Source organism: Brevibacillus sp. NSP2.1, from assembly GCF_000470975.2.
In the GTDB taxonomy this organism is placed as follows: Bacteria; Bacillota; Bacilli; order Brevibacillales; family Brevibacillaceae; genus Brevibacillus; species Brevibacillus agri.
On the sequence record NZ_CP048274.1, the window covers coordinates 4,879,105 to 4,904,693 of the forward strand.

Below are 25,589 nucleotides of genomic sequence, written 5' to 3' on the forward strand. Positions count from 1 at the left end.
CCTCAACCTCTCAAAGATAATCCCAGCGCCACAGAGAAGGCTTGCAGCATTGCCTGGTTTGCCCCTACGTGCTCAATGTGCTCTAGCGGCAACGGCGCGATCTTCAACTGAGGAAGTCGCTCGCGCAAAAACCTGACCATTTTATCCAGGTCGGGAAAGTCGCCTGTGAGGTACATCGTGTCCAGCTTGACTATCCCGTTTTTCAAGGAGAACTGGTAAAAGTTAATTACCCGTTCCAGCTCTCGTGCCAACTCCTCCGCAAAGTTGGAAAAGGCGCTGCTTCGTTCAAGGAATTGCAGCAGCTCTTTGGTCGACGGCTCGTTCTCGTCTGCACTGTTCTTGTAATTTTCCAGGTCAAGCGGAATATTGCGCAAAAACTCCGGAATATCGCCTTCAAAAATGCCGACATTGATGGAGCGTACCCCGAGCTGCACCACGAGCATGTTCCGGCTCAGCTCCATCCCGCCACTGGTCAGAAGCCGATGCAACGCCAACGGCTCGATATCAACCGAAGTCGCCTCCAAACGGAGCACCTTCAAAAGCGACAAATACTGGTCAATCAGTTCACCCGGCGCCGCAATGACCAGATACTGCTCCTCCTCTCCCGAGCCGAGCTTTTCGGCGGAGAATTGGTTGGGAAGCGCCCACACATTGTTTTTCGGCAGCTTGTAATAGTCAAAATAAGGACGGGAAAACGGCAAGTGAACGGATGATTCCAGCTCGATCTCGATCAAGGGGCGAACTTCCTTATCCGGCACTCGCGGCAAAGCGATCTTCCTGATGACGACAAACGAGCTCGGTACGGCAAGGCACACCTTGTTCCCGCTCAATAGTAACTGATTTTTGGCTGCGGACAGTTGCTGCTCCAGCGCCTGCTGGTTCATAATCTTCCCGCCGACAAGCAAACCTCGCTCCAACGGAATCATGCCCATCTGGTGGACCTGGACAGCTCCTGCGTTCTGCGACGTTTCGACGACGCGAATCCCGTCATCTTCTATCGTAATGCCAATTCTCTTTTTGGACGGAAGAAACGGCAGATGGACACCCATTCGACTCCACCCTTTCTATTGATGCTAGGAAATGCATTTCTTGTTTTCTACTAAATTAGACAAAGCTCGCCTCCACCCTGCCGTAAATAGTGGCAGACCGATGGCTTAATAAAAAGATAAATACCAGTCCACGATAGCCGAACCGTATAAATAGGCGGTGACGGCTCCCAGCGCAATAAACGGCCCAAACGGAATCATCGACTTGCGCGTCGCCCTGCGAATCGCCAGCAGAAACAGTCCATACAAGGCGCCAAAGGCCGAGGAGAGAAACACGGTCAAAAACAACAGCGTCGGCGACAGAAACATCCCGATCACAGCAAACAGCTTGGTATCGCCGCCCCCCATCCCGCCACGCGTGATGACTGCAAGCAGAAAAAAGAACAAAAACCCTGCCGCCATCCCGATCAAATGCGCTACATAGCTGGCATCGCCATAGGGCCAAAAAAAGCGCATGACGAGAAAAAGCAAAAAGAACAGCAGCAGCACTTTATTCGGGATCAGCCGATACGTCAAATCCGCCACCGTGATGATCGACAGCAGGGAGACAAACAACATCCCGAGCAACGTCTCCCAGGTCAGATCGTACCGCAAATAGACAAGGACAAAACCAAGCCCCGTCAAGCCCTCCATCACCGGATAGAGCGGAGAAATCGCCGTCTTGCAGCCCTTGCATCTTCCTTTTGCGAGAAGATAGGAAATAACCGGGATTAATTCTCCGGGCAATAACCGCCGCTTACAGGTCGGACAATGCGACGGCGGGTAAATGATGGACTGTTTTTTTGGCACTCGCAGCCCAACTACGTTGTAGAAGGAGCCAAAGAGGAGGCCGAGGAGGAAGAAGCTTATGGAGAGTGGTAGTTGGAGCATTTCTTCACCTCTGCTGGGAGTATCGCTGCGACAAGCTTACAGAAAAGACTTCCTTCTTCTTGTGAAGGAAGTCCACCATAGGCAAAGTCATTAGTTTGTTGGCAATGTTACCTTTTCACGAGTTAATTCGTCTACGTTCTCAGCTTGAGTTGCTGAACCAATAACATACTGGGTGTCCACTACTAACGTAACCAGGTATTCCTTGATATGGCCGGATGTAGTATCTTTAGTGAAGGCCACTTTAGTGTCAGTATCGTGATAATTACTATTAAACCCAGGCACAGTCGGATTGTTAATATAACCACTATCTACGAGAGTCTTCAAAGTCACAGGGGATGATGCACTCGAGTTGTTCACCAAATACATTCTCGTCGCATCCACAATCATGCGAGCATTCGCAATGTGCGAATCTTTTCGGGAGTTGTCAATAATATTTCCGATCGAAGGAACCGCAATCGCAGCAATAATCCCTAAAATCACAATAACAGCCAACAGCTCGATCAGTGTAAAGCCTCTCTCATTCTTCAACATTCTTTTCAACATACAAGTACTCCTCCCCGACCGTTATTTTACTTTACTGAAGATATCAAACATCGGCACCATGATGGATAGCACGATAGCTCCCACAATTCCGGACAAACAGACGATCATAATTGGTTCGATTAGCGACTTGATTTTGTCAACAGAGTTCTCCACTTCCTTTTCGTAGAAATCTGCAACCTTGTCCAGCATCGAATCAAGCGAACCTGTCTCTTCGCCAACCGCAATCATATGGGACACCATCGGAGGGATTACCCACGATTTTTTGAACGGCTCTGACAGAGGTCGACCTTGGCGCAGGCTTTCTTTCGCCTCGCCAATGGATTTGCTGATAAGCTGGTTCCCTACCACTCCCTCGACGATGTTGAGAGATTGCAGAATCGGAACCGAGCTGGCAAATAACGTAGCAAGCGTTCTGGTCATTCTTGCTACCGCGCCTTTTTGCAGCAGCTTGCCGAATATTGGTAGTTTTAACATACCATAGTCAGTGTAATATCGTCCATAAGAAGTGTTGACAAAAATTCGAAAACCGATAAACAGTGCCAAAAGTCCTAGAAAATAGAGATACCACACTTCAACCAGGCTGTTGCTAAAGCCCATGACCGCTTTCGTAATCGCCGGCAATTCCGCTTGAAAGCCTGCAAACATATCGACAAACGTCGGCACAATGCTGACCAGCAAAAAGACCGTGACGGTGACGGACATCAAGCCTACGGTCACCGGGTACGCCATCGCCGACTTGATCTTTTCCTTTGTGTAGTAGGACTTTTCGTAAAACGTAGCCAGCCTGTCCAGTACAAGCTCCATATTCCCCGACGCCTCGCCCGCGCGCACCATGCTGATGAATAGCGGCTCAAACACCTTCGGAAACTTGGCGCACGCCTCGGACAGTTGTGTCCCTTGCTGCAAATCTACCTCGATATCCACCAAGTATTTGCGCAGCTTTTTGCTCTCGGTCTGTGCAGCGAGGATATGTACCGATTCTACGATCCCGATGCCCGCGCGAATCAGCGTGGCAAACTGGCGCAAGAAAATGACGATGTCCCTGCCTTTTACCGGGCGGGTGAACTCGATGTTGCGGTCGAGCACGCCTTTGATCTGCTCCTGCATGTTCAGCACGAGGACGCCTTGCTGCTTCAATTCCATGATGGCAGAGTTTCTTGTATTGGCTTCGATTTTGCCCCTGACCTTTTTCCCCGTCCGCTCGCGGCCTTCGTATTGAAAAGTAGGCATTACTCCAGCACCCTCTCATTCAGGAAATACTGGGCCGCCTCCATCGTGATCGTGCCGCTTGCGATCAGCTCCTTGATCGACATCTCCAGCGTATGCATGCCCATCTCCCTGCTTGTCTGGAGAATGCTCTTGATCTGATGCACCTTTTCGCTGCGAATCAGGTTGGCGACCGCAGGGGTATTGACGAGAATCTCCGTCGCCACCGTCCTGCCACCGCCTACCTTCGGAAAAAGGCGCTGCGAGATGATGCCGACCAGGACGGAAGCGAGCTGTGTCCGCATTTGCGGCTGTTGGCTGCCGGGGAAAACGTCAATAATCCGGTCGATGGTCTGCGGTGCGTCTGACGTATGCAGCGTCGCGAGCACCAAATGTCCGGTCTCCGCCGCCGTAATCGCGGTGCTGATCGTCTCCAGATCGCGCATCTCGCCGACGAGAATCACGTCAGGGTCCTGGCGCAGCGCGGCCCGCAGCCCGCTGGCAAAATCTTTTGTATCAAAGCCGATCTCGCGCTGGTTCACGATGGAGAGCTGATGCTTGTGCAAATACTCGATCGGGTCCTCCAACGTAATCACGTGCTTTCTCATCGTGCGGTTGATATAGTCGATCATCGCGGCAAGCGTGGTCGATTTCCCGCTGCCTGTCGGACCTGTTACCAGCAGCAGTCCCTGGGGCTTTTGCGAGAATTTCCGCAAAATCTCCGGCATACAGAGCGATTCGATGGTCGGCACCGATGTCGGAATGACCCGAGCCACGATCCCTGTGCAGCCGCGCTGCTGATACGCGTTCACCCGAAAACGGGACACCCCTGTCAGGCCGTAAGAGAAATCCAGCTCGCCTTTTTCCTGGAACTTGTGGTACATGTGCTCCTGGATCAAGGTCCGCGCCATCGACTCGGTGTCTTCCGGAGTGAGCGGCGGCAAATCCAGCCGCTTCAGCTCGCCGTCAATCCGAAAGACAGGCGACGTCCCTACCGATATGTGCAGGTCGGATGCTCTTTTTTCAAAGGCGTACTTCAGCAGCTTGTTAATATCGACACTAGACACGCTTCATCCTCCCTCTTCCTGACGTCGGCCGTCACTGGCTGACCGATATCCGATAAATTTCTTCCATGGTGGTGATGCCCTGCTTTACTTTGAGCAGGCCATCGTCGAACAACAGGACCATCCCGTTTTTCATCGCATACTTTTTGTACTCGTGGGACGGGAGGTTTTGGATCAGCATCGAGCGGATCGTATCGTCGATCTTGAACACCTCGTGAACGGCGATCCTGCCTCGGTATCCGGTCATTTGACAGCTTGCGCAGCCTTTTCCCCTCCATAATGTTTCCACGTTCAACCCTTTTTGGGCAAACAACTTCTTCTCCTGTTCGGACGCCTGGTATTCCTGCTTGCAGTCCTTGCAGATGCGGCGGACGAGCCGCTGCGCGAGTACGCCGTGCACCGAAGAAGCGATCAAAAACGACGGAATGCCCATGTCCACGAGACGGGTAATGCTGCTGACCGCGTCGTTGGTATGCAGCGTGCTGAACACCGAGTGCCCGGTGAGCGCGGCGCGGATGGCGATTTCGGCCGTCTCCCTGTCGCGAATCTCCCCGACCATGATGATGTCCGGGTCCTGGCGCAAAATCGAGCGCAGCGCGGAAGCGAAGCTCATCCCGATATTTTCGTTGACCTGCACCTGGTTGATCCCGTCAAGCTGATACTCGACAGGGTCCTCGACGGTAATGATGTTGACATGCTCTGAGTTCAAATGGTTGAGCGCCGAGTACAACGTCGTCGATTTCCCGCTTCCCGTCGGGCCCGTCACCAGTACGATCCCGTTGGACATGGTAACCAGCTCTTGAAACATCGCCAGATTGCGCTTCGACAGGCCAAGCTGGCTCATCTCCACCAGAGCGTTGGTCAGGTCAAGCAGACGCATGACGATTTTTTCCCCGTAGATGGTAGGCAAAGTCGACATCCGGATATCAATTTCCTTGAAGTCTACATTCATCTGCACCCGGCCATCCTGCGGCATCCTGCGTTCGGCGATGTTCAGATTCGCCATGATTTTCAGCCGGGCCGTCAGCATCCCCTGCATGTGCCGCGGCAAGACCCGCTCCGTTCGCATCAGACCATCGATGCGGAAACGGACGCGGATGCCGTCTTCCATCGGCTCGATATGGATGTCGCTCGCCCGAAGCTGGACAGCCTGCTCAAACATTTGGTTGACCAGGCGAACAATCGGCGAATTGTCGTCAAAAATCCGCGCTTCTTCCAAATCCTCCGGCACTTCGATGCCTTCCATCAGCTCCTGCACAGAGCCTTGCATGCTGTACATTCGCGAGATGGCGCGCTGAATCTCGTCGCGGGTCGCGATCACCACGTTAATGACAAAACCCGTGCTCATCCTCAGCTCGTCAATTGCGTAGTAATCAAGCGGGTCAACCATCGCGACAGTCAGCTTGTTCTCTTCTTTTTTCAACGGAACCAGCGAGTGGCGGCGAGCCAGCTCCTCTGGCACAATCGCTGACAAAGACGGATCCAGACGCATGCGGAACAGGCTGACATGGGGAATCCCCAACTGGTATTCCAGAATTTCAATCAGTTGCTGCTCGGTGATGTAGCCGCTTTGCAGCAGGTGGTCACCGAGCTTCAGCTTCGATTTTTTTTGTTCGACCAGCGCTTCCTGCAACTGGTCGGTGGTAACGATGCCGCTCTCGACCAAGATGTCGCCAAGCCTTTTGCGGGACAAGAGACTCCCCCCTCTTACGTACGGTTGCTTTGCCTAGTTTTGATAAATAATGCCGTTTACCACTTCCGTCCCGCCAGTGCTTCCGCTGTTTGCGTCAGTGGAAGGGGCGCTTGGCATCGGTATGTCTGGAGGCGGTGCAGCGGCAGGTGTTCCGCCGCCGTCATCAGCCGTTTCGGCCGGAGCCGCACCGCCTTCCTGTTGCGCCCCTGGCACAGTTGTCGCCCGCGCCTTCTTGTCTTTTTCATAAACGGGGCCAACCGCAACGACGTTGTGCAGCGGCTTGTAGTAATCCTCGGAAACCTTTTGCTTCCGGAATATCCCGTTCTCCTGCCAGCTCTGGTAAACGGCGACCGTGAAGCCCTCGCTGCCTTTGCGCTCGATGAACTCCTCGTTTGGCCCCAGCGTTTGGTCTACGCGAACAATCGTATTCGGCAACACCGTCGCGCCTTTTTCCGTAACAAGCGTCGCCACAGGCACGTCCTGCTTTGCCCCGAAAAGCGCCACTCGCACCTGATTGCTCTGCAGTGCCGCATGGATAAACAGCGGCTTCTCCGTCTGGTTGGAAAAGCGCAGATCGAGTTCTTCCCCATCGACCCGCGCTTCCAGCCCTGCACTTGTATAGGAAACAGGCCGCTGAGCCGCATGCCGCTCGATCACGGTCAGACGGTTCTGCAAAATGGTTTGGTAGAGAGCAGTCGCTGCCTGTGTCGCGGCTCCACCGAGCTGGTCCGGAACGACTTGTTCGTCGGCGAGAATCGGCTGCAGCACATAGCCGTTTTCCTGCGTGTACGGCCCTGTCGCCTTCAGGAAGGAAAACGTCTCGCCAGGCAAAACGACCGTGCCGTTCAGGCGGGAGACGAGCTGCTGCAAATTGGCAAGCCCGCTGCTCCCGGAAACAGCCATCGGCAAAGACTGCTCAGCCAGCATGTTTTTGATCGACTCCAAATCTGCTGTGCGGATTTGTGGCACGTCCTCCTGTACAGCCAGACGAAGCTCTCCCGACCAATCTGCGAGATTGGACGAGATGACTTGCTCAAAGGCGGACAAAGACTGCTCCAGATTGATCCGGTAACCGACCACCTCTGGCACGATCGAGATCGTATTCCCCGAAACAGCTCCTGTCGCAGACACAGCCGGGCGCTCGATCTGTTGTCCGATGGCGTCAAGCTGTCTGGACATCTCCGCGCGATCAAAGGCAATCTTGATCGGCACATTGACAGGCGCAGAATCCCCCCACAAGCGGGAGAAAAACCCGGTCTTTTCTCGGGAGCGGGCATACGCCTCCTGCAAGGTCGCTTCTACATCAAAGCTGAGTTGCAGCTTGCTTTTGTCAATCGGGTACGCTTGTCCATCCAGTACAAAGCGAATTTCTGTATTTTGGCTGGCCTGTACGGCCTCAAGCAGCTTCTGCCTTGCTTCCTCATATGTCTGGCCGCCTACGGGAAGCGATGCGATCCTGATCTCTTCCTGGAAAATCTTCTCGCCAAAAGTGGCGCCTCCCCACTCGATCATCGAAAAAAGCGAAAGCGCCGGGATCAGGATGAGCTGGACGAAAAATATGGCAAAGAACCAAGAAAACGAATAGCGCCGTCGAGGCGAGATTTGGGTTGCGTACATACGTCAACGCCTTTCTTTATCGGTTATTCATTTGTCTGCTTGTCATCGTGGATGAAATTCCATTCATGCTCATCGGCTTTCCCGACATCTGTCCGTTCCGTTGTGTCAGGCATGGTTTTCTTTTCGGCAGGAGACTCTTCCTCGAAAAAGTAGATGATCCGATCCTCGTCTGCTTCCTCGGCCTCTATTTTTGCCGAAGGAGGCTCCAGTGCAGGCATGAACGGAATCGTCTCCGCTTCTTCCTCCTGCAAAAAGTCGTAGCTGATCGCCTCATCCTCGTCGCGGATTTCCGGCAAGCTGCCTTCCTCCTGGCTCACGGCCACTTCAGCCAAAGCCGCCTGTTCGACTTCTTCCTCCAGCTCCAGTTCCAACTCAAGGTCATGCTCAAGCTCATGCTCATGCTGGTGCTCACTCTCATGCTGCTGCTCAAGCTCGCTCACTGCTGGCACGCCTTCGTCTTGCTGCTCATCCGCTGCCTCTTCCAAACTCCACGGATGCTGCCGACCCAGCTCCGCTGTCGCCGGCACAGAAAAAACAGGAGCAAATCCGCCTCTCCTTACAGGCACTGCGGACAGCTTCCATGCGCCCCACGCCAGGCAAACCGCGAGCAAAAGAAAAACGGACAGCCACAGCCACAAGCTTGTGTAAGCAATAAAGAAAGGAGAAACGGCGCCGATCAGGACCGCCCCCGCTGCTACCAGCCAGCCTTTTCGCGCAAAAGTGCGCTTCGCCCTCCGATAGAGCATCACTCCAAATAGGGCAGACAATAGAAAATAGCAGCCAATAAATATCAGGACACCTGTTGTATCCATCTTTATTTCACCCTATCCTCTCAAATAAATATGCCATTAGACCCATTCCTTTCTCTCTAACCCGATTCGACTTTGATGTGCAAATTCCTGTTCGAAATTTTGACATTCCTGTATAATATCCTATTTTTCTCATTTCGTGTACAATAAGGTCACGAACCTTTCCAGGAGGATAACCAGGATGAAAGTACTAGATAACGAAAAAGGCTTGTCCTTGGTCGAAGTGGTCGCATCGCTTCTGATTTTTTCCATCGCCCTCCTGTTTTTGAGCCATTTTCTCGTCAGAAGCTTTGAAATCTCCGGCAATCAGGACAGTCGGCAAGTCGCCATGAACTTGGCCAGGCAGACTGTGGAAGAGTGGCGGGCCGGAAATGGCGTGATCCCAGCCGATCAGCAGCAAGGAATTTCGCTGGCAGATCAATACTTGGGCAAACCGCTTCCTTTTCACCTGCTCGCAAGCATCTGCTCCAACGAGGCACCGAATTGGCCCAACGACTTCAAGGGGATCAAGCTCGCTGACATGACCATCAACGATCGCGTCTACCAGACTTACGTGCTCCCCCGGTTTATCACAACAGAGCAAACAGCATCCCAGTCGCTCATCAGAGTCGTCGTCACAGTCTTTTCAAACGATGTGAAAGTCGCGGAGCTGGAAACATTGATAGCCAATCCAGAGATTGGGCAGGAGAATGACGCATGATAATCAGATCGCGCAAACTACCGCTAACCAAATACCTCAAGGATGAACGCGGGCTTACGCTCGTTGAGGTGCTCACCACGTCGCTCATTTTCTTTGCCATCTTGATCCCGCTGATCGGTGTGTACGTCAAAGGAGTAGAAATCTATCAAACTACTTCCTTAAAAAACACGTTGCGAAACGATACAGATTTTGTCATTGGCGACGTGATGCGCACGATCCAGGAGGCGGACTACGTCAAGCTGCCTTCTGCCTCGGCCGACCCCGAACAAGGATCAGCGGACGATACGGCAGCACGGCATATCGTCAGCGCCTCTTTTCCCGAGTTTGCCGATGCCACCAGCTCCAGCCGGGTCTATTTGCACAAGCGCTCCGTCAAAATTGATCGAGCCTCCACGAGCACGCAAACAGTGTCGCTGCTCACCAGGGAAACGTATGCTTTTGCCGCCTGTGAAACACACGGGTCAGAGATCAATCCATGCAGCCACATTCCCTTTCCGGCAGATCGTAACCAGTATATGGTAAAAGGCTTTTTCACCATGCCTCAGCAAGAAAACGACGATGCTGCCCAAAAACAGGTAGTTCTCTATCTCGTCGTTGCCCTGCGCTACGGTTCTTTCCCGCTTCCTTCCACAGAGGAGGACAGGCAAAACCACCAGCTTTTTGCCAATTGGACCGAGGTGGAGAACGCCGTCACACAAAACACGGAAAAAGCCCAGTATGTACGTGTCGTCCGTACGGAAATCGAGCTGGGCAGCGAGCAGAAGGGGTGAGTCCATGCAGATCGTCAAAGAAGAGAGGGGCGGCGCCCTTGTCATCGTCTTTTTTATCATTGTCCTGTTTACGGTCCTGGCCCTCTCGCTCGCCAGCTACACCATGCAGAGCGTAAAGCAGCGCACCTTTGCCGAGGATGAGGTGCAGGGCAAACTGCTGGCAGACGCGGGACTGGCCTATTTCCAGGAGTATTTGGAGACGCAGTTGCAGATGCCTCATTCCTTCCTGAACGGGAATGGGACGATCAGCGAGGTGCGGGATTCTTTGTCGCGTCCCACTGAGGTGCCAGTGACCCAATCCAGCGACAAGGTCATCGACCTGGTCGAGAGCATCTCCGCTACGGAACCGAATACATACAAGGAAATCCGCTTGCCGGGCATGAACGGCAGCTTCGCCATCCATACCGCCATCGAGTCGCGGATTCCCCGCGACACCGGCAGCACCAGCCAGCCGTATGTGCTGAAGCTCAAAGTGTCCGTGATCGGCATTCCCGACCGGGCGGAAAACTTGCGGAAGGTCAAGCTCACCTCGACTGTCTACGTGAATACCGTGCCTGCGCCTTTTCACTATGCGATCAGCACTCCCGGCCAACTGCGGCTTTTCGGCGGGAGCAACGTGATTGGCAACATCGCAGCCGACTCGGTTGTGACCAGCTCGCGCTATCGTTACAGCTCGTTGAAAAATACGGAGGACAGCGATCCGGCAAACGATGAGGTAGTCTGGGAGGTCGGCACAAGCGGTCCCAACTACGTGGAGGGCGAAATTTTCCTGCCGAGCCGCAGCCGCCTGATGGAAATTGCCGCTTTTCCTGCGGAGGAGCCGAGCAGCACCGCTTTTTCCGGCCCGCGAATTGCTGATCTGGAATCTGCCTTCGTCCCCAGCCCGCTGCCAGACACGGAGGAAAATGCGGTTACGCTCAGTGCTGATCCGGCCACGCCGTACATCCCCGGATATGAGCCGCCTATCGTGACCGAAAGAAACCGTCCGACAGATTCGCTGTTCATAGATGAACAAGTGGGAAGCACGGCGAAATACGTCTCCGACCGCATCCGCGAAGGAAAAGCACTCGCGACCAGCGCACAGCAAATGCCGCCTGTCGAATCGGCCAGATGGTTCAGAGACCCTGACGAAGCGGATGGCGCAGTGCCTCCTGGCTTTATCGATGCCTACGCGCCGAGCGGTGAGTTGCTCGTCATCGAATCGCCTTATCGCGATGCCAACCCGGATTTCCTGAACCTGACGGCCCGCTTCACGGGAGATTCGCTGGAAAACATTCGCCATCTGTACATCAGCGGTCCGGACGGCGAAGGAATGGCAGCGGTAGAGATGGGCAGAAGCGGCTCGTTCAAGGCGGAGCCGGACCATGAAGGCAAGCCTTTCACTTACACGGGCACGATCTACATCAAGGGCAACCTGGACATTGTCGGAGACGTGTCCATCAACGGCACGGTTTATGTCGATGGCAACGTGGTCATTCGCGAGATCCAAAATATTACGCAGCCCGGTCGGAAAAACAACCTGGTCATTATCGCGTCCGGCACGATCAGCCTCACAGACAGGTACAAAGACGAAAGCTCGATCGACAGCAAGGACATTTATCCACTCTCGGCCTTCCTGTACTCGGAGAGCGCCATGGAGATTTACTCGATCAACTCCCACAACCGGCTGATTGGCGGAATCGCCACAGGCCGCAGCGTGCGTGATGCTGTAGAAGAAGGAACCAGCTACATCGAATTGAACTCCGTGCGCGAAGACCGTGCGGAAAAGCCACCGACGCACATGTCGATTTCTTTTGACCGCAACATTTTCGAAGAGAAGACACCGGGCCTCCCGCCTGGCGACCGTTTTCACATCGACATGTACGACAAAGAGTATCCCGAAGTAGGAGATCCGATCCTGGAGTAAAAGCAAAAGTGCCAATGCGAGACAAACCAGTTCGCATTGGCACTTTCTATTTTTCATGTCAGGAAGCGGTTATTGGCGTGTACCCGTTGCCAGAACGGTGATGGTCAACTCATCTTGCGTATGCTTGATTGGGGATTCTATTTTCTTTCCTCCCTTGCGAATGGTCGTAACGGTGTATTCGACTTCTACGGTAATCTTGTATGTTTTCGTCTTCGAATTGTCCGTTTTCAGATTGAGGAACTTCTCTGCAAAAATATCGCTATGCGGGAGAGCAACCGTTGTGCCAGGTTCACCGCTTCCGACCTGCACAATCGTATATTTTGCATTTTTTACGTTGACCTTGACTCTGCCATCGACATCTACGTCTTTAAAAGAGTAGCCCAGGCGCACGTTTACCGCCCTGTTTTCCTGAACGCTTCCAGTCGAGATGACAAAGGCATACGGCGAAGTTCTTTCTTTCGGCGGTGTCAGGACAACCTGGCGAGTCGTCACATAGCCGTCGCCATTATCTGCCTTGATGATAACCGTGGTTTCCACGTACTTTCCGCCTTCCGTGCGCAGCGGAATGTCCAGGTAGTTATCGTTTTTGCTGTCCATGTTGGGAATAGGCGTAAAGTCGCTTTCCGTAGGGTTAGGCGTTGTGCTGTACTTCCAGACGGTATCCTCGGTGACATGCTCTTGAGGGGTCACCTTCACAGTCCCCATGCTTTCCAGCTCCAAAACCTTCTCCGCCTCTGCCGTAAATACCGGATACTCGCTACCGCCGATCGTGATGACCTTCGACACGCTCATTTCATTAACATCCGTCGTATCTCCGTCCTCGTTAAAGTCTTGGCGCATGGCGACTACAAAGTGGTTCACGCCTGGCTTCAACGGTACGCCTTGGGCAGTGGTGCCGTTGTTGAAATCGGTCAGTTGCGTCTGGTGGTTGACATTCTTGTTATCGCTCTCGTAAACCCAGCCAAAGGTTGCATTTGGCATGATCGTTCCAGACGGCGTAGCGACAAGCTTGGCCGTCTGCGAGCTGCCCTCTCGCTCGCCCGTCGCCGTAATTTCGATTGGCGGGTTAAAGTACACTTTCCCTTCTGCTTCGTTGGAAAGCTGTCCCAGCCCGTTTTTCACCTGACCTGTAATCACCGCAGGCCCGACAAAAGGTCCGCCCAACGAGGTCTGATTTTGCTCAATCGTAAACTGGTACGTCGTTTTGAACAGGCCGTTTCCGACTTCAACCGGAGCCTTCGGTGTGCCAGGGTCTACAGAAGTACCGTTGATGCGAAAATCCGGTTGCAGCACTTCGGTTTTACTGAAGTGGATGACTTCTGCCGTAATGACTACTTCTTTTGGATACAAGCTGTTCCAGCCATCGTTAGGTGTCATGGTCAACTGCGGCTGGGACGAAACGATGACCAGGCACGTATCCGTATATCCGCCGTCCACTGTCGTCACCGTGATCGTTGCCTGACCGCTGCCGACAGCGACGACACGCCCTACCGAGTCGACGGTCGCTACTTTTTCGTTGCTGGAGGTCCATTTCACGTCTTTGTTTTCTGCATCAGCCGGGAAGACGGTTGCCACCAGCTTCTCGGTATTGCGAGCCGGATCTTCCGCGACGAGTGTAATTTGCTCTTTATTGAGGGTGACGCCTTCCACAGCCGTGTACACATTGAAGTTCACGCTGTTGAACTTGTCCGTAATCTCCGCTTCCGTAAAATCGGTGTAATTCATCTGAGCTTGGTTGAGCGTGTACAGACCGCTTTTCGTTGCTTTCAGCTCTACGGTGAATTGCTGTTTCTCCGCACGGTACACCTTGCCGGCAGACGTATTCACGAGGTTGTACGTCACATCCTGCAACTGTCCAGCCAGTTGCTTTTTGCCTCCTGACGTAGACTGTTGCCACCCTTCGGAATTGCTGCTCACTTCAATGCCCTCCGGGTAAATTTCGTTGAAGCTGATATTTTTCAAGGTAAGCTGATTGCCAGTAACCTGATACACGTATCCCTGGAAGACGCCTGTGTAGTTGCCAGCCGCATCCTTTTTCACTTCAAAGCGGCCAAAGTTGAGGATCGGCGCCACTGTGGAACTGCTGGTCAGCTTCGTATCGTCGACGATCGGCAGCGTAATGATCGCCTTTCGATCATACAAATATTTCAAGCCTTCATTCAGTTCGTTTTTCAGATTGCTGCCTGGCAGCGTATTGACGGTCGCACCGAGTGAAACGGATTGGGTGTAGCCTGTCTTCAACAGATTCAGGTATGCCGTGCCAGTGTTTGGACTTGCCCACGCAATCGGTCCAAAATCCCCTTTTGTCGGGTCCTGGAACGAATACGCCTGGCCGACCACATAGCTCTCCTGCGGCATCCAGATTGGACGCAGACCTGTCGACGCCAGCTCGCTGACGGGAATATCCCTAGGCTCGATGGTGTACTCGATCGCGATCGGATCGCTTTTCTTGATCCGTCCCGGATTTTCATTGAGCACTTTGCGAGACAGGGCGAGCGCAGGTGTCACTTTGTCTACGATGACTTTTCGCGTAACGGTTTGCTTGGCTCCCTTGCTGTCTTCCACCTCTACCCTGATCTCGATCTCGCCGCCGTTCGGCTTGGTATTGGCCGCCTGATAAATGACGATCGAGCCGTTACCTGTCCAATCATTGGAGTAGACCTGCTTGCCGTCGACGTAGATTTTCGTTTTCAGCATGAAGTCTTTCAAATCGTAGTCGTCCACGCGGTAGACGATATCGAACGCCTTGTCGGTGCTGCGAATGCGCTCCTTGTCATTTGGCGCAATCATCGTAATGATCGGCGCATGGTTGGCACCGATGAAGGCGCGGTACAGCGTGTTGACGAACAGCTTTTGCTCGGAATCCGGAAAGCTGCTGGAGGTGTGTCCCGTACCCGAGTAGGTGACGCCTCCCTTGGAGTAGGTGTAGTAATGGTTCCAGCTATCGTCGACGTCCCGGTTGCTGCCTGTCATGTTGTACCACGGAATGACAGTCGGATCTTCCAGGTCAAGCGTATAGTACTGGTCGTGCGTTTCCGCCACCGTGACGGATTCTCCCAAAGCAAACGGGTACTGCGTCAGCAAGCCGCTGTTGACTTGCTTGGTCGTTTTCGAACGGTTCGGCGCTCCGAAGCCCAGGTTGTGCATCGGGTCGATTTGTCCGCTAATGTCTTTGAAATACGTGAGCCAGTTGTTGCTGCTGCGGTAGATCGTATCGTGGGAAAACATGACGCCCTGGCCTGTGCGGATAAAAGATTGCACCGCTTCGGCTGCTGCTGTACTGATCGACGCGCCTTCGTTGTATGTATCCCGGAAGCCAAACACCAGCATGTCGTAGTTGCCGTTCAAGGTCTTGTAGTACGTTTTGTTGAAATCACTCATCGAAACCGTATTGATCTGGAGGGCGTAATCGGTGCCGTTGTCCAGATACGCCTTCTGAATCCGCTTGTTCAAATCGCTCTCGTCATTGGAGCTGACGGTTACTTGCAGCACCCTGACGTTCACTTTTTGATCGCGGAACTGAAAAATGCCTGTCTCGTAATCTTTCAGCTTGGTCGCTTCGTCTACCAGCTCCAGCTTCCAGTAGTACAGCGTGGACAAGCCTTTTGGCAGGACGAAGGAAAGCTCGTTGACTGCGCTGTTGGCCGTAAGCGAAGTCGTGCTGACCAGCTCTTCCGGCTCATATACTTTGTCGAAGTCAGCGTCAATGTACAGATTGGCGCTCAGCCAGCGGCCGACAAAAGAAGAGTAGTTCGCCAACTTGAACGTGTAGGTGATCTTATCTCCCGGACCGTAAATGGCATGCGAGGAAAGCGTGTAATCGCTCGGCTGGGAAAGAATGGTCAAGCGCGGTCTTGTCGCTATGTTTTGCGCAATTTTTTTCGCTGCATCTGAGGCGCTGCTGGCAAAAAGGACATTTTTCTGGCTGCCACTTTTATATGGGTTAAAATGCGCTTTCAACTTGCCTGTATTTTTGGTAACGGTATCGTTGTGCAAGACTACCAGTTGGCCTTTGCTGATAAACTCCTTTTTGATCGCTTCGGCCTTCAGGTCGGTGATGTCGTTCATTTTGTTTTTTGTATCGTGCGCGTTGGCCCGATCCGTCGGGGAACTGGAGTTTTCCATGTTGCGATAGCTTACCGGATCCGTGCTGTACTTCCCGGAGCCGATGTAGATCGCATCGTATTTCCCGTCCAGCTCTTCGCGAATCGCGACGAATTTTTTCATGCTCATCGTCGTGATCGCATAGTCGGAACTGGACAAGGAAAGCTCCGAACTGCCGGAATCCGTAATCTCCAAAATCTGCTTTTTCAAGTCGTTCCCGCTATTCGCATGGCTAATCGCCTGCGGCCCCCAAGTCCCCAACGTCAGTTGAACCATGAGCAGGAACAATAGCAAAAGCCTCCATACTCTCACTTTTTCCCTCTCCTCCTTTTTCCTTTTTGGCTTGGCTTCGTATAAGCGCCAGAAGCAAAATCATGATGGTTTTGCCCTTTAGCTGTCTAGCAATCCGCCAACGACTATATTACTATCAGATTACGCCAATATTGGTACTTTTGCACTAATTATCTTTTCGACAATTACGCCTTCATCTGTTCACAAGCTTGGGTCCATGGCAGACGTACCTTTTCTTGCTCCGTTAGTTTATAGTAATAAGGAAGCCATTGTACACCCCTCATGAAAAAGGATGCGAACCATGCAAAAAATCATTGTTGTAGGTGCCGGAATTTTGGGTGCTTCGACGGCGTATCAGCTATCAAAAAGAGGCGCAGAAGTAATCATTGTGGACCGAAAACATGAAGGCCAGGCCACCGATGCAGCCGCAGGGATCATTTGCCCGTGGCTGTCGCAAAGGCGCAATCAGGCGTGGTACAAACTGGCGAAGGAAGGCGCGCGCTTTTACCCCTCGCTGATCGCCGAGCTTGAGCAGAGCGGCGAGACGAGCACCGGGTATGCCCGTGTCGGCGCTCTTAGCATTCACAAGGATACAGACAAGCTGCAGGCGCTGGAAAAGCGGGCTCTCACGCGCAAGGAAGATGCGCCGGAGCTGGGCGACGTCACCATGCTTTCCTCCGAAGAGACAAAAGCGCTTTTCCCTCCGCTCGACGAGGACTACGCCGCGGTGCATGTCACAGGAGCCGCTCGCGTGGATGGCCGCGCCCTGCGGGATGCTTTGCTGCGGGCTGCGCAAAAAAATGGAGCTGTGCTTCTATACGAGGAAGCTACCCTGGTACACAACGGAACGCGGGTAACCGGAGTGCGTGCAGGCTCTGAAACGATCACCGCCGATTCCGTCATCGTCTGTGCCGGAGCGTGGGCGAACGAAATTTTCCAGCCTCTGGGCGTCCAGTTTCAGGTTACTTTCCAAAAGGGGCAAATTGTCCATCTGGACTATCCAGACGCGAATACGGGCAACTGGCCTGTGGTGATTCCGCCCAACGATCAATATTTGCTCGCCTTCGATCAGCAAAAAATGGTCGTCGGAGCCACGCACGAAAACGACGTCGCAGGCTTCGACACGCGCGTAACGCCAGGCGGCTTGCATGAAGTGTTCACAAAAGCGCTGGACATCGCCCCCAGGCTTGCCGACAGCACGTTCGTGGAAGCGCGGGTAGGCTTTCGCCCGTTCACGCCGGGATTTCTTCCCGTCCTCGGCCCGCTCCCCGGCTGGGAAGGCATTTTCGTCGCCAATGGCCTCGGCGCGTCCGGCCTGACAATGGGGCCTTACGTCGGTTATCAGATGGCCAAGCTTGCCCTAGGACTGGACATGGATATTCAGTTGGAGCATTACGCTGTGTCAGGCGCGATTGTTGCTGAATGTGAATGAGTTTGGAAAAGCGAGGTCTTGTCCCTTTTTGGGGTGGGGCCTTGTTTTTGTTTTCGGTTTTTTTGTCGGTTGTGTTGTCGGTTTGTTTTCGTTGCGGTTGTCGTGTATAGAGCGAGTGAAAGTCGTTGTAGCTCGGCGTAACAAGCGGATTTTGTATGGTAGAGAGGCAAAACTGAATGGATTGCGCTTTTAGGGCCGGGCTTGGCTTTTGGTCGATTGTTTCCGGTGTGATGGCTAGTGTCCAGGCTGGCGGTTGTATTCGTGTGAATGCGTAGCAAGCATGCCGGAGCTGAGATGAGTGCTGTCGAAGAAGGAGAACTGCGAGTTGCAGGAACAAACAGAGTGTGAAAAGAGCCGGGAGCCCTTTGGTCATAGCCCCGTCAAGTAGACACTAAAAAAAGACGCTATCTTAAGCGGCGATCGATTCCCGGTATTGGACTGGGGAGAGGTCGCCGAGTTTTTTCTGGAACCGTTCTGTATTGTAGAATTCGATGTATTCAGCGATCAGTTTGCGAGCGTGAGCTATATCTCTTGGTTTCTCCAGATACAACTTTTCCGTCTTCAGGTGTGAAAAAAACGATTCAACACAAGCGTTGTCGAAGCAGTTCCCCCGTCTGGAATGGCTTCCGGTTAGCCCTTGTTCTTGCAACAGATTTGCGTATGTCTTGGTAGTGTACTGGAATCCTTGGTCGGAGTGCAGGATCGCATCTCCATTACCCAGTTGCTTCACCGTAGACAGCACAAGATCAAGATCGTTTCTCTCCGACACTTCCCAAGCAACCGTTTCGTTATTATACAGATCCAGGACCACGGACAGATAAATGAAGTCATCGACGACTCGAATATAGGTAATATCGGTTACATATTTCTTTCTAGCCTCGTCCGCAGCGAACTGGCGATTAAGGACATTGTTGAACACGATGGAGGGCTTGCGGCCGGCAAATGGACGCTTTTTGCGGATCACTGAGCGGATGCCCAATTCTCGCATCAGTCGGCGAACTTTCTTCGTATTTACTTGTAGTCCCTCTTTGCGTAGAGCCGTGCGCATTCGTTTATACCCAAAGTATGGGCGAATGCGGTGAATTGCCAGTATATGTTCCTTTAGGTCGGCATCCTGCTCCACACGTACCTTACGAACCTTCTCCGTCGCCTTCCACTTGTAGTAGCCCGCCCGGGAGACCTCCGCTATTTCGCATAGCATGACCACAGCGTACTTGCGACTCATTTCTTCGATCGTCCTAAACCGGGTTTGCTTATCCAACTTCCCTCCCCGTGTAGATTTGGATTGAGCTTTTTTAGGTATTCGACCTGCGCTTTCAAGTAGTTGTTCTCTTCCTCTAGACTGCTGAAATACTTCTTGATCCATCGCCCTCTATAGTCTTCAAACGTTTCACCGTTTTGCCGTTTCTGTACCCACTCCCGAATCTGCGTCTTACTTTTAATGCCTAATTTCTCCATTATCATTGGGTAGCTCCAATGCTCCTCAACCCGCAAACGTACTGCTTCGCTCTTCGTTGCTTCGTCATATTGCTGCTGTTTTTGCCCTTTACGTGGCGGCATAAGAAAATCCCCTCCGGTCAACAGTGTTGATCTCATCATACCATGAGGTCTTTTTTCACTGTCTACCATGAGGGGATAATACCACCTTTACCAATGCGGGTTTCCGGCTTGTTTTTCGTGTGCAGCTCCGCTGTCTGCTGGCGCTGTAGTAGCGTATAGCGTAGCTAGCGATTATTGCGGGTCATTTGGCAGCGGCAAACAGAAAACAAATTGCTCGCCGAGCGGCCCCATTCTTCTGCGCCCGGTATCTGCAAAGCCCGCTGCCACATACAGCCGCTGGGCAGGGATGTTTTTATGGTTCACTGCCAAAACAATTTCCGTACAGGCAGGAAACTCGGTACGGATAAATGCCGGCAAGAGAAGCATTCCTTGCTTTGCATAGCCTTTGCCTTGTTGTGCATGGTTAATGGAAAAGGAAGTGAGCAGCATCGCGTCGGGGTTCGCGGAATATTCCTTTACTCGCTCCGTCGAATGGAGCAAGAAGAAGCCTACGGGTTCCTTTTCGCTTACAATCACAATCGGGTATTGGCCTTCTGTTACCGCGAGAGTCTCGACAGGCAATGATGTAAACTGTCCCTGTTCTTCGGGGAGTTCAAACGAGCGCAGCGCTGGCAAGTGAGCGGGAGAATAGTGCGTCAATTTAACGTGGACGGGTTTGTTCATTGGGGGAGCACCTGCTTTTTATTTTTATAGTAGCATAGGAACGTACGTTTGTCATTACAGATAGATATAGCGTAGTTGTAGGAATGAGGGTGGGGTGTATGGGGGATGGTCTTACGGATAGTAACGGTTCGCTCCCTATATTTGGATCAGTCCGGGATAGTTCCCAAAATACAACAATTGTAAAAGTGTGAATTAGGGCATTTTGCTTACTTTCCAGTTGTTTTAGCGCTCCATACTGCCTTCTTGAAAGTCAGCGCGTGGCCCTTTGTTTTTTCTTAAATAGATCCACGAGGACGATCAAAGCCAGAATCAAAACGGAGTGCACGAAAGGCTTCAGGATGCTGGGGTCGTCGTAAATAAAGTAGGCCACTATAAAGTTAAGGGCAAACGTGCCGAACATTTGGTCACCTCGTTTCGGGACTGGGGTTTTGGTTGGGCGGATTTTTTAATGTTGGGCTTTGCGGTTTGTTCAGTATGAGTTTAATTTTTTCGTAGGCTTATTTTGTGGGTTTAGGGTGTTCTAGGCAGTTGCCATTTTGTCGCAAGAACTTGGTTCGTTGTGGCAGTTCACTCGTGTTCGGGTTCGTAATGTACAGAAACGAAAAAAGCAGAACAGTCTGTGTTAGAGCGGTTTCAGTCCCTTTGAGTCTGTCAAGATTTTTGTGTAAACGTGAAAACGATGCTTCATATGTCGGGCTTGACATGGAGCCACTGGCGGGCATGAGTTCTTGCGATTGGGCGATGGAGAAGTTCACACCATCGCAAGGCAAAGTAGCCTATCATGCCCGCCCCTCCATGTAAAGCCCTTCATCGAATCTGTACCCGTTCTGGGAAATGTACAGTCAACTGGAGAAGGATTTGCCCCCAATTTTGGACCCGCCCTGTCCACTTCCGAATGACATCCATCGTCGCCAAATATAGCATTTTGAGTAGCGATTCATCCGTCGGAAAGATACTTTTTCCCTTTGTCACCTTCCGGAGTTGTCGATGGTAGCTTTCGATCATATTCGTTGTATAGATGAGCTTGCGCAACTCAGGGGAGTACTTGAAAAAGGTCGCCAGTTCATCCCAGTTACTCCGCCACGACCGGACAATCAGGGGATACTGTTTTCCCCAGGTCTCCTCAAATTGATCCAATTCCAGGAGAGCCGCCTCTTCCGTTGGGGCCGTATAGATCGGACGCAAGGCCGTAGTAATCTTCTTCAAATCCTTGTACGACACATATTTGATGGAATTGCGGATCTGGTGGATGATACATTTTTGAACCTCCGTTTGCGGATAGCTGGCTGCAATGGCTTCGCTGAAGCCTTTTAAATTGTCTACACAGATAATCAAAATGTCCTGAACGCCACGATTTTTCAGATCCGTCAACACATGTAGCCAGAACTTGGCTGACTCGTTTTCTCCGATCCAGATGCCAAGAACGTCCTTATAACCTTCCAAATCAATGCCAATGACCATATAGGCGGCTTTGCTGATAATTTGCCCGTCCTGTTTTACCTTAAAATGAATGGCATCCATGAAAACAACGGAATACACGCTTTGCAGCGGGCGATTTTGCCATTCCTTGATAAGAGGTAACAGTTTAGCTGTTACGTTGGAGATAAGGGTCGGGGATACCTCAAGTCCATACAGATTGTGCAAATGATCCTGAATATCCCGTGTGCTCATGCCTTTGGCGTACATAGAGACGATTTGATCTTCAATACCCGTTACATGTCTCTGGTGTTTCTTGACAATCGCAGGTTCAAATTCTCCAAGACGATCACGGGGAATCGTGAGATCCAACTCCCCATACTCAGACGTAACCGTTTTTTTGCTATAGCCGTTCCGACTGTTTTTCGTCTGCTTCTGCTTGCTGTCATGCTTGGCATAGCCCAATTCGGTATCCAATTCGGCCTCCAACATTTCTTGCAGTGTTTCTGCAAAAATGTCCTTCAGGGCTTTTTGAACATCCACCATGGTTTGCAAGTTGTGTTCTTTGATAAGTTGGCGCAGCTGGTCTTTTGGAATGAGTCCCATGTGTTCTCTCAACCTCACTTTGTTTCATTGTAATGGAATGTGGAATGAGAGTTTACACAAAATATTTTACAGTCCCGTCCCTTTGTTTCTCGGGGTCTTAATGTAACGTGACCTCATCGGTTTTTACCCTGAGTTTGCAGCGTGTTTCAGTCCCCTCGTTCCTCGGGTCCTCAATGTAACTCCGGTTCGTGATAACAATACGTATTTCTCTGATCCGTTTCAGTCCCCTCGTTCCTCGGGTCCTCAATGTAACCGACCTTGGTCGGCATGAACAAACTCAGTAATGCCAAGGCTTTGCTTGTAGTCAAAGTCCTCAACATTCCGCACTTTTTTCGAGGATTACCTTTCTGTCCAAAAACAGGCCCCATCCTCGAAAACACTTTCTCTCCATTTATTTTCCGGCTGAGTCCTATCATTAGTATTCACTTGCAGGGGTATAATCATGTGCTCTCACGACTATAATAAATCATTTGCCACATTTTTATAATACCTCTCCCTCGTTTCCTGCCGAAATCACGACAAAATATCTTTTGTCCACAAAAAGACGCACCTCACTTCTCATCTTCCCTTTCGGCAGACATCCCCATCGCCCAGCATGGCGCCGAAGGTTCTTCCTGTTTCCTCAGATTCTTTCTTGCTCACTCTCATCTGCGTATCTATTGCTCTTGGAGAAACAAGACCCCATCGGGACTTTTCCCCTCAAGCTCAGTGCCATACCACTCGCAGCCTGGTTAAAAAACTTCTCGTTACCGAGATGCCAGTTTCCCTTGACCAGCACTGTACAGTAAACTAAAGTGGAATTTGGATTTCTCAATATTTACCAGAAACAAAATTCGCCCACGCAAAACTTTTTCGATTAGGAGGTATTCTATGAGGCTGCAAGAACCGTTGCAACGTTCGTTGCGGTCAGAGATAGAAAAAATCCAAAAGCAATACGGCTACACCCTAAGCAAACTCAGTGCGCTGTCGGGAATCAATCACGGGCATCTCAGCGATATTTTACGGGGCAATCGCGCGATGACGATAAGACAGTTGGATGCCTTGGCTACCGCATTTGAACAGCCTCCCGGATGGCTGTATGAATTGTACCCCGACGAGTGCTTTGCCAAAGAAAGAGTCTCGCGGCCGAGGGTGATCCCGTATTTGATCCGGTGTGCTGAGATTGGGCGGCAGGATTGCATTCAACCGATCGTTTCTAAACTGCTGGATGAGCAAAAAAATGTGGATATCCTCTTTTCAGTAGGAGAACGCCTCTTTGAAGCGGGGAAGAGCAAAGAATCCATTCCTTTTTACCAGCTCGTGATTGAAAATGAAAAGGACAGCCATTCAGATCGCTTTTCGCTCAGTCAGTACAGATTGTTTCGGGCAACGCTAGGAACGAATGCCGAAGACAACTGGAAAGCCGTCATCCGCTTTGAACCTTATCGACATCGTCTGCCGGAAAATTATCAGTTGGACGGGTTGCTTCAGTTAGCCAATGTGTCTTTTGTTTTGCAAAGGTGGAGCGATATGGAAAAGTATGCGGACGAGCTCCGCTTACTGGCCTCGAAGGTTTACGAGCATGAATGGCGCAAACGGAAAAACGCCAAGACATGTGAGCCACTCAAGACCGAGCGTCATCTGGTTGTGTATTACGGTCAAGGCTTTTTGCTGAAAGGAGCTGCCTTGCAGATGCAAGGGCTGTATGGTGAAGCGAAAAAGTATGTGCAGGGCTATGCTGATCTTGACTGGTTTGAGCTCCTTGATGATACAGGGCGAATGGAAGTAGAGAAGTTCAAGACGTGGGCAAAAGCCAATATGTACACGTATGATTTACTGATGGGGGATACCCAAGTCTTGCCCGAGTATTTGGATTTTTTAGACAAACACCCTGCGGAAATACCAGCCGGACTTTTGACGATCATGGAAGTTGCCAGCAAATTCGACCTTTCTATCGATCATGTTTTAGAGCGGTATTCTGCGGAAATCGAACGCTTTTATGAACATCAGGATCAGATTAATAAGGGAAGACATTATAACTTCCGGTATTTTAAAATCGCATATGAATTGAAGCGCGGCCGCACCAACAAAGCACTCGACGAAATTTTATGCTGCATGGACCTTGCCGACTTGTGCTAGATTTTGGTTAATGTATCGGTCCTCTGCGACGTGTCCAAACCACTCCGCAAAGCAGTACTTGCTTTGCTTGGCAGTTCAAAAACGAAATAGCCTGAGATAAAAGCCAGCATTTGTGTAAACGTGCTGGCTTTTATATTTCCTTATTTTCTCTAAACCGAATTTTTTGGAGAGTGCTGTATAGTAGAATTGCCCTTCCCTTACACAAAAAGGAAGGTATCACCGAGAAATTTCCGATTAACCAGATCTTTTCCCGATTAAACTGGAACAAATCACTTTTAATCTCTCCATAAAGACAGGTGTATGATTCAAGTGAACAAAAAAAGGAAAAATGAAGAAGACTGTGAATGCTAATCAAAAAGTTGACCATTTTTGGAGCAAACGCTCATCTTCGAGTTGACCACCTACGATGCTTTTTTTCACACAAAGTAGCATTTTATTTCCTGCACCAAGGATCGTCAAGGATAAAGGGTAAACCCCTTGCTACGCAAGCCCTTGACGATCCTTGGCTCAGTAAAAACATTTGCAATTAGGTGTGAAAATGATGACGTGTGCTCAAACTGTCAGGTGGGTAACTTTATGATGAGCAAAGTGGTCAACATTTTGGTGAGCGTTCACAGAAGACCTATTGAATATCATCGAAGAATTACGAAGACAACTTGTTAAACTCGTTCAGGAAAAAGGATTGGACCATATAGAGGTTGTAATTCTGAGCCAGCGTCTGGATGAATATATTGTCCAGTTTCAAAGCAGTATGAATCCAAAATGATAGCGGTTACACGATTTCTCGGGAATGTAAATTTTTTTGAGTAAATGGGTTTTTAACAGGCGGATGGCAACATGAGCGGCTTTACATGTAGAGGCGGGTAGGAACACACGCGGCGTCCGCCTTACGAGGCAATATGCCTTCAATCAATCACACGCGATCTCCAGCGGCCATAAAGTGCGCTTTGTCGTCTGAACGTCGATGCCCAAGCAGATGCTCTGGATATCGTTCTGCTGCTCTACGGCTCTTTGTAGTTGCCTTCTCATGTTACTCGCACTCAAGACGGAACTTATGCTCATATCGTGAACATTAAGTAAAACATGCAACTATATACGAATTTACTGCGACAAGAATTGTCGAAATTTGTAAACAAAAAATAATTTACAATTATGGTATTCATTCCTATATTCTA

General features: G+C 51.2%; 18 protein-coding genes. 6 read left to right on the top strand and 12 right to left on the bottom strand.

The annotated features are described in order from the left end of the window. Positions 1-2 precede the first annotated feature (2 nt). From pilM to M655_RS23835, 8 genes are all read right to left on the bottom strand, one after another. On the bottom strand, positions 3-1,049 hold the full coding sequence (pilM, locus tag M655_RS23800) for a type IV pilus biogenesis protein PilM (protein ID WP_026558191.1): 1,047 nt from the start codon (positions 1,047-1,049) through the stop codon (positions 3-5). 105 nt (positions 1,050-1,154) lie between these two features. Continuing rightward, a complete protein-coding gene (locus M655_RS23805) occupies positions 1,155-1,835 on the bottom strand; it encodes a prepilin peptidase (RefSeq protein WP_237716602.1) in 681 nt (226 codons plus the stop codon). A gap of 171 nt (positions 1,836-2,006) precedes the next feature. Continuing rightward, positions 2,007-2,459, bottom strand: coding sequence for a competence type IV pilus major pilin ComGC (locus tag M655_RS23810; RefSeq protein WP_026558190.1), 453 nt, complete (start codon positions 2,457-2,459; stop codon positions 2,007-2,009). Between the two features lie 21 nt (positions 2,460-2,480). Beyond that, complete coding sequence (locus M655_RS23815; protein ID WP_026558189.1) at positions 2,481-3,689, bottom strand: type II secretion system F family protein; 1,209 nt, start codon at positions 3,687-3,689, stop codon at positions 2,481-2,483. Beyond that, positions 3,689-4,732 carry a type IV pilus twitching motility protein PilT gene (locus tag M655_RS23820; RefSeq protein ID WP_026558188.1) on the bottom strand — a complete coding sequence of 348 codons (1,044 nt, stop codon included), beginning with the start codon at positions 4,730-4,732 and terminating at the stop codon, positions 3,689-3,691. Before M655_RS23820 ends, M655_RS23815 begins: the two co-directional genes overlap by 1 nt. A 31-nt stretch (positions 4,733-4,763) precedes the next feature. Further along, positions 4,764-6,422 (bottom strand): GspE/PulE family protein, encoded by a 1,659-nt coding sequence (locus M655_RS23825; protein ID WP_005830887.1) that lies wholly within the window; start codon positions 6,420-6,422, stop codon positions 4,764-4,766. A gap of 33 nt (positions 6,423-6,455) precedes the next feature. Further along, positions 6,456-8,039: a VanW family protein gene (locus M655_RS23830; RefSeq protein WP_026558187.1), complete on the bottom strand. Its 1,584-nt coding sequence runs from the start codon at positions 8,037-8,039 to the stop codon at positions 6,456-6,458. Positions 8,040-8,062: 23 nt separating this feature from the next. Further along, positions 8,063-8,851 carry a glycosyltransferase family protein gene (locus tag M655_RS23835; protein WP_081414778.1) on the bottom strand — a complete coding sequence of 263 codons (789 nt, stop codon included), beginning with the start codon at positions 8,849-8,851 and terminating at the stop codon, positions 8,063-8,065. 178 nt (positions 8,852-9,029) lie between these two features. Between M655_RS23835 and M655_RS23840 the strand changes: the two genes are divergently transcribed. The 3 genes from M655_RS23840 to M655_RS23850 are packed head-to-tail and all read left to right on the top strand — an operon-like array spanning position 9,030 to position 12,224. Further along, positions 9,030-9,548 carry a type IV pilus modification PilV family protein gene (locus M655_RS23840; RefSeq protein WP_005830893.1) on the top strand — a complete coding sequence of 173 codons (519 nt, stop codon included), beginning with the start codon at positions 9,030-9,032 and terminating at the stop codon, positions 9,546-9,548. After that, positions 9,545-10,318: a PilW family protein gene (locus M655_RS23845; RefSeq protein WP_005830895.1), complete on the top strand. Its 774-nt coding sequence runs from the start codon at positions 9,545-9,547 to the stop codon at positions 10,316-10,318. Before M655_RS23840 ends, M655_RS23845 begins: the two co-directional genes overlap by 4 nt. 4 nt (positions 10,319-10,322) lie before the next feature. Next, a complete protein-coding gene (locus M655_RS23850) occupies positions 10,323-12,224 on the top strand; it encodes a hypothetical protein (protein ID WP_007778831.1) in 1,902 nt (633 codons plus the stop codon). A gap of 69 nt (positions 12,225-12,293) precedes the next feature. On the opposite strand, the gene M655_RS23855 is transcribed toward M655_RS23850, so the two are convergent. Then, positions 12,294-16,640: an Ig-like domain-containing protein gene (locus M655_RS23855; RefSeq protein WP_026558185.1), complete on the bottom strand. Its 4,347-nt coding sequence runs from the start codon at positions 16,638-16,640 to the stop codon at positions 12,294-12,296. 280 nt (positions 16,641-16,920) lie between these two features. On the opposite strand from M655_RS23855, the gene M655_RS23860 reads away from it, so the two are divergent. After that, positions 16,921-18,051 (top strand): NAD(P)/FAD-dependent oxidoreductase, encoded by a 1,131-nt coding sequence (locus tag M655_RS23860; protein ID WP_007778825.1) that lies wholly within the window; start codon positions 16,921-16,923, stop codon positions 18,049-18,051. A gap of 409 nt (positions 18,052-18,460) precedes the next feature. Here M655_RS23860 and M655_RS23865 read toward each other — a convergent pair. From M655_RS23865 to M655_RS23875, 3 genes are all read right to left on the bottom strand, one after another. Continuing rightward, a protein-coding gene (locus tag M655_RS23865; protein ID WP_369750415.1) for an IS3 family transposase occupies positions 18,461-19,611 on the bottom strand; the annotation gives its coding sequence in 2 pieces (ribosomal slippage) (positions 18,461-19,353 and positions 19,353-19,611; 1,152 coding nt in all). A 171-nt stretch (positions 19,612-19,782) separates the two neighbouring features. Then, the gene (locus M655_RS23870) at positions 19,783-20,274 is read right to left on the bottom strand and encodes a GNAT family N-acetyltransferase (protein WP_005830902.1); all 492 of its coding nucleotides are present in this window, start codon (positions 20,272-20,274) and stop codon (positions 19,783-19,785) included. An 807-nt stretch (positions 20,275-21,081) separates the two neighbouring features. Further along, entirely contained in the window at positions 21,082-22,296 is a 1,215-nt protein-coding gene (locus tag M655_RS23875) for an IS256 family transposase (protein WP_286085903.1), read from the bottom strand. Between the two features lie 870 nt (positions 22,297-23,166). On the opposite strand from M655_RS23875, the gene M655_RS23880 reads away from it, so the two are divergent. Continuing rightward, positions 23,167-24,414 carry a helix-turn-helix domain-containing protein gene (locus M655_RS23880; protein ID WP_026558508.1) on the top strand — a complete coding sequence of 416 codons (1,248 nt, stop codon included), beginning with the start codon at positions 23,167-23,169 and terminating at the stop codon, positions 24,412-24,414. Positions 24,415-25,039: 625 nt separating this feature from the next. Then, positions 25,040-25,180, top strand: a complete 141-nt coding sequence (locus M655_RS23885) for an aspartyl-phosphate phosphatase Spo0E family protein (protein ID WP_081414809.1) — start codon at positions 25,040-25,042, stop codon at positions 25,178-25,180. The last annotated feature ends 409 nt before the right edge of the window (positions 25,181-25,589 follow it).

What these genes read in the sequence shown, in the direction of transcription:
- pilM (WP_026558191.1), bottom strand. Translation starts at nt 1,049, where the DNA reads ATGGGTGTCCATCTGCCGTTTCTTCCGTCCAAAAAGAGAATTGGCATT.
- M655_RS23810 (WP_026558190.1), bottom strand. Translation starts at nt 2,459, where the DNA reads ATGTTGAAAAGAATGTTGAAGAATGAGAGAGGCTTTACACTGATCGAG.
- M655_RS23815 (WP_026558189.1), bottom strand. Translation starts at nt 3,689, where the DNA reads ATGCCTACTTTTCAATACGAAGGCCGCGAGCGGACGGGGAAAAAGGTC.
- M655_RS23830 (WP_026558187.1), bottom strand. Translation starts at nt 8,039, where the DNA reads ATGTACGCAACCCAAATCTCGCCTCGACGGCGCTATTCGTTTTCTTGG.
- M655_RS23835 (WP_081414778.1), bottom strand. Translation starts at nt 8,851, where the DNA reads ATGGATACAACAGGTGTCCTGATATTTATTGGCTGCTATTTTCTATTG.
- M655_RS23840 (WP_005830893.1), top strand. Translation starts at nt 9,030, where the DNA reads ATGAAAGTACTAGATAACGAAAAAGGCTTGTCCTTGGTCGAAGTGGTC.
- M655_RS23845 (WP_005830895.1), top strand. Translation starts at nt 9,545, where the DNA reads ATGATAATCAGATCGCGCAAACTACCGCTAACCAAATACCTCAAGGAT.
- M655_RS23850 (WP_007778831.1), top strand. Translation starts at nt 10,323, where the DNA reads ATGCAGATCGTCAAAGAAGAGAGGGGCGGCGCCCTTGTCATCGTCTTT.
- M655_RS23860 (WP_007778825.1), top strand. Translation starts at nt 16,921, where the DNA reads ATGCAAAAAATCATTGTTGTAGGTGCCGGAATTTTGGGTGCTTCGACG.
- M655_RS23870 (WP_005830902.1), bottom strand. Translation starts at nt 20,274, where the DNA reads ATGAACAAACCCGTCCACGTTAAATTGACGCACTATTCTCCCGCTCAC.
- M655_RS23875 (WP_286085903.1), bottom strand. Translation starts at nt 22,296, where the DNA reads ATGGGACTCATTCCAAAAGACCAGCTGCGCCAACTTATCAAAGAACAC.
- M655_RS23880 (WP_026558508.1), top strand. Translation starts at nt 23,167, where the DNA reads ATGAGGCTGCAAGAACCGTTGCAACGTTCGTTGCGGTCAGAGATAGAA.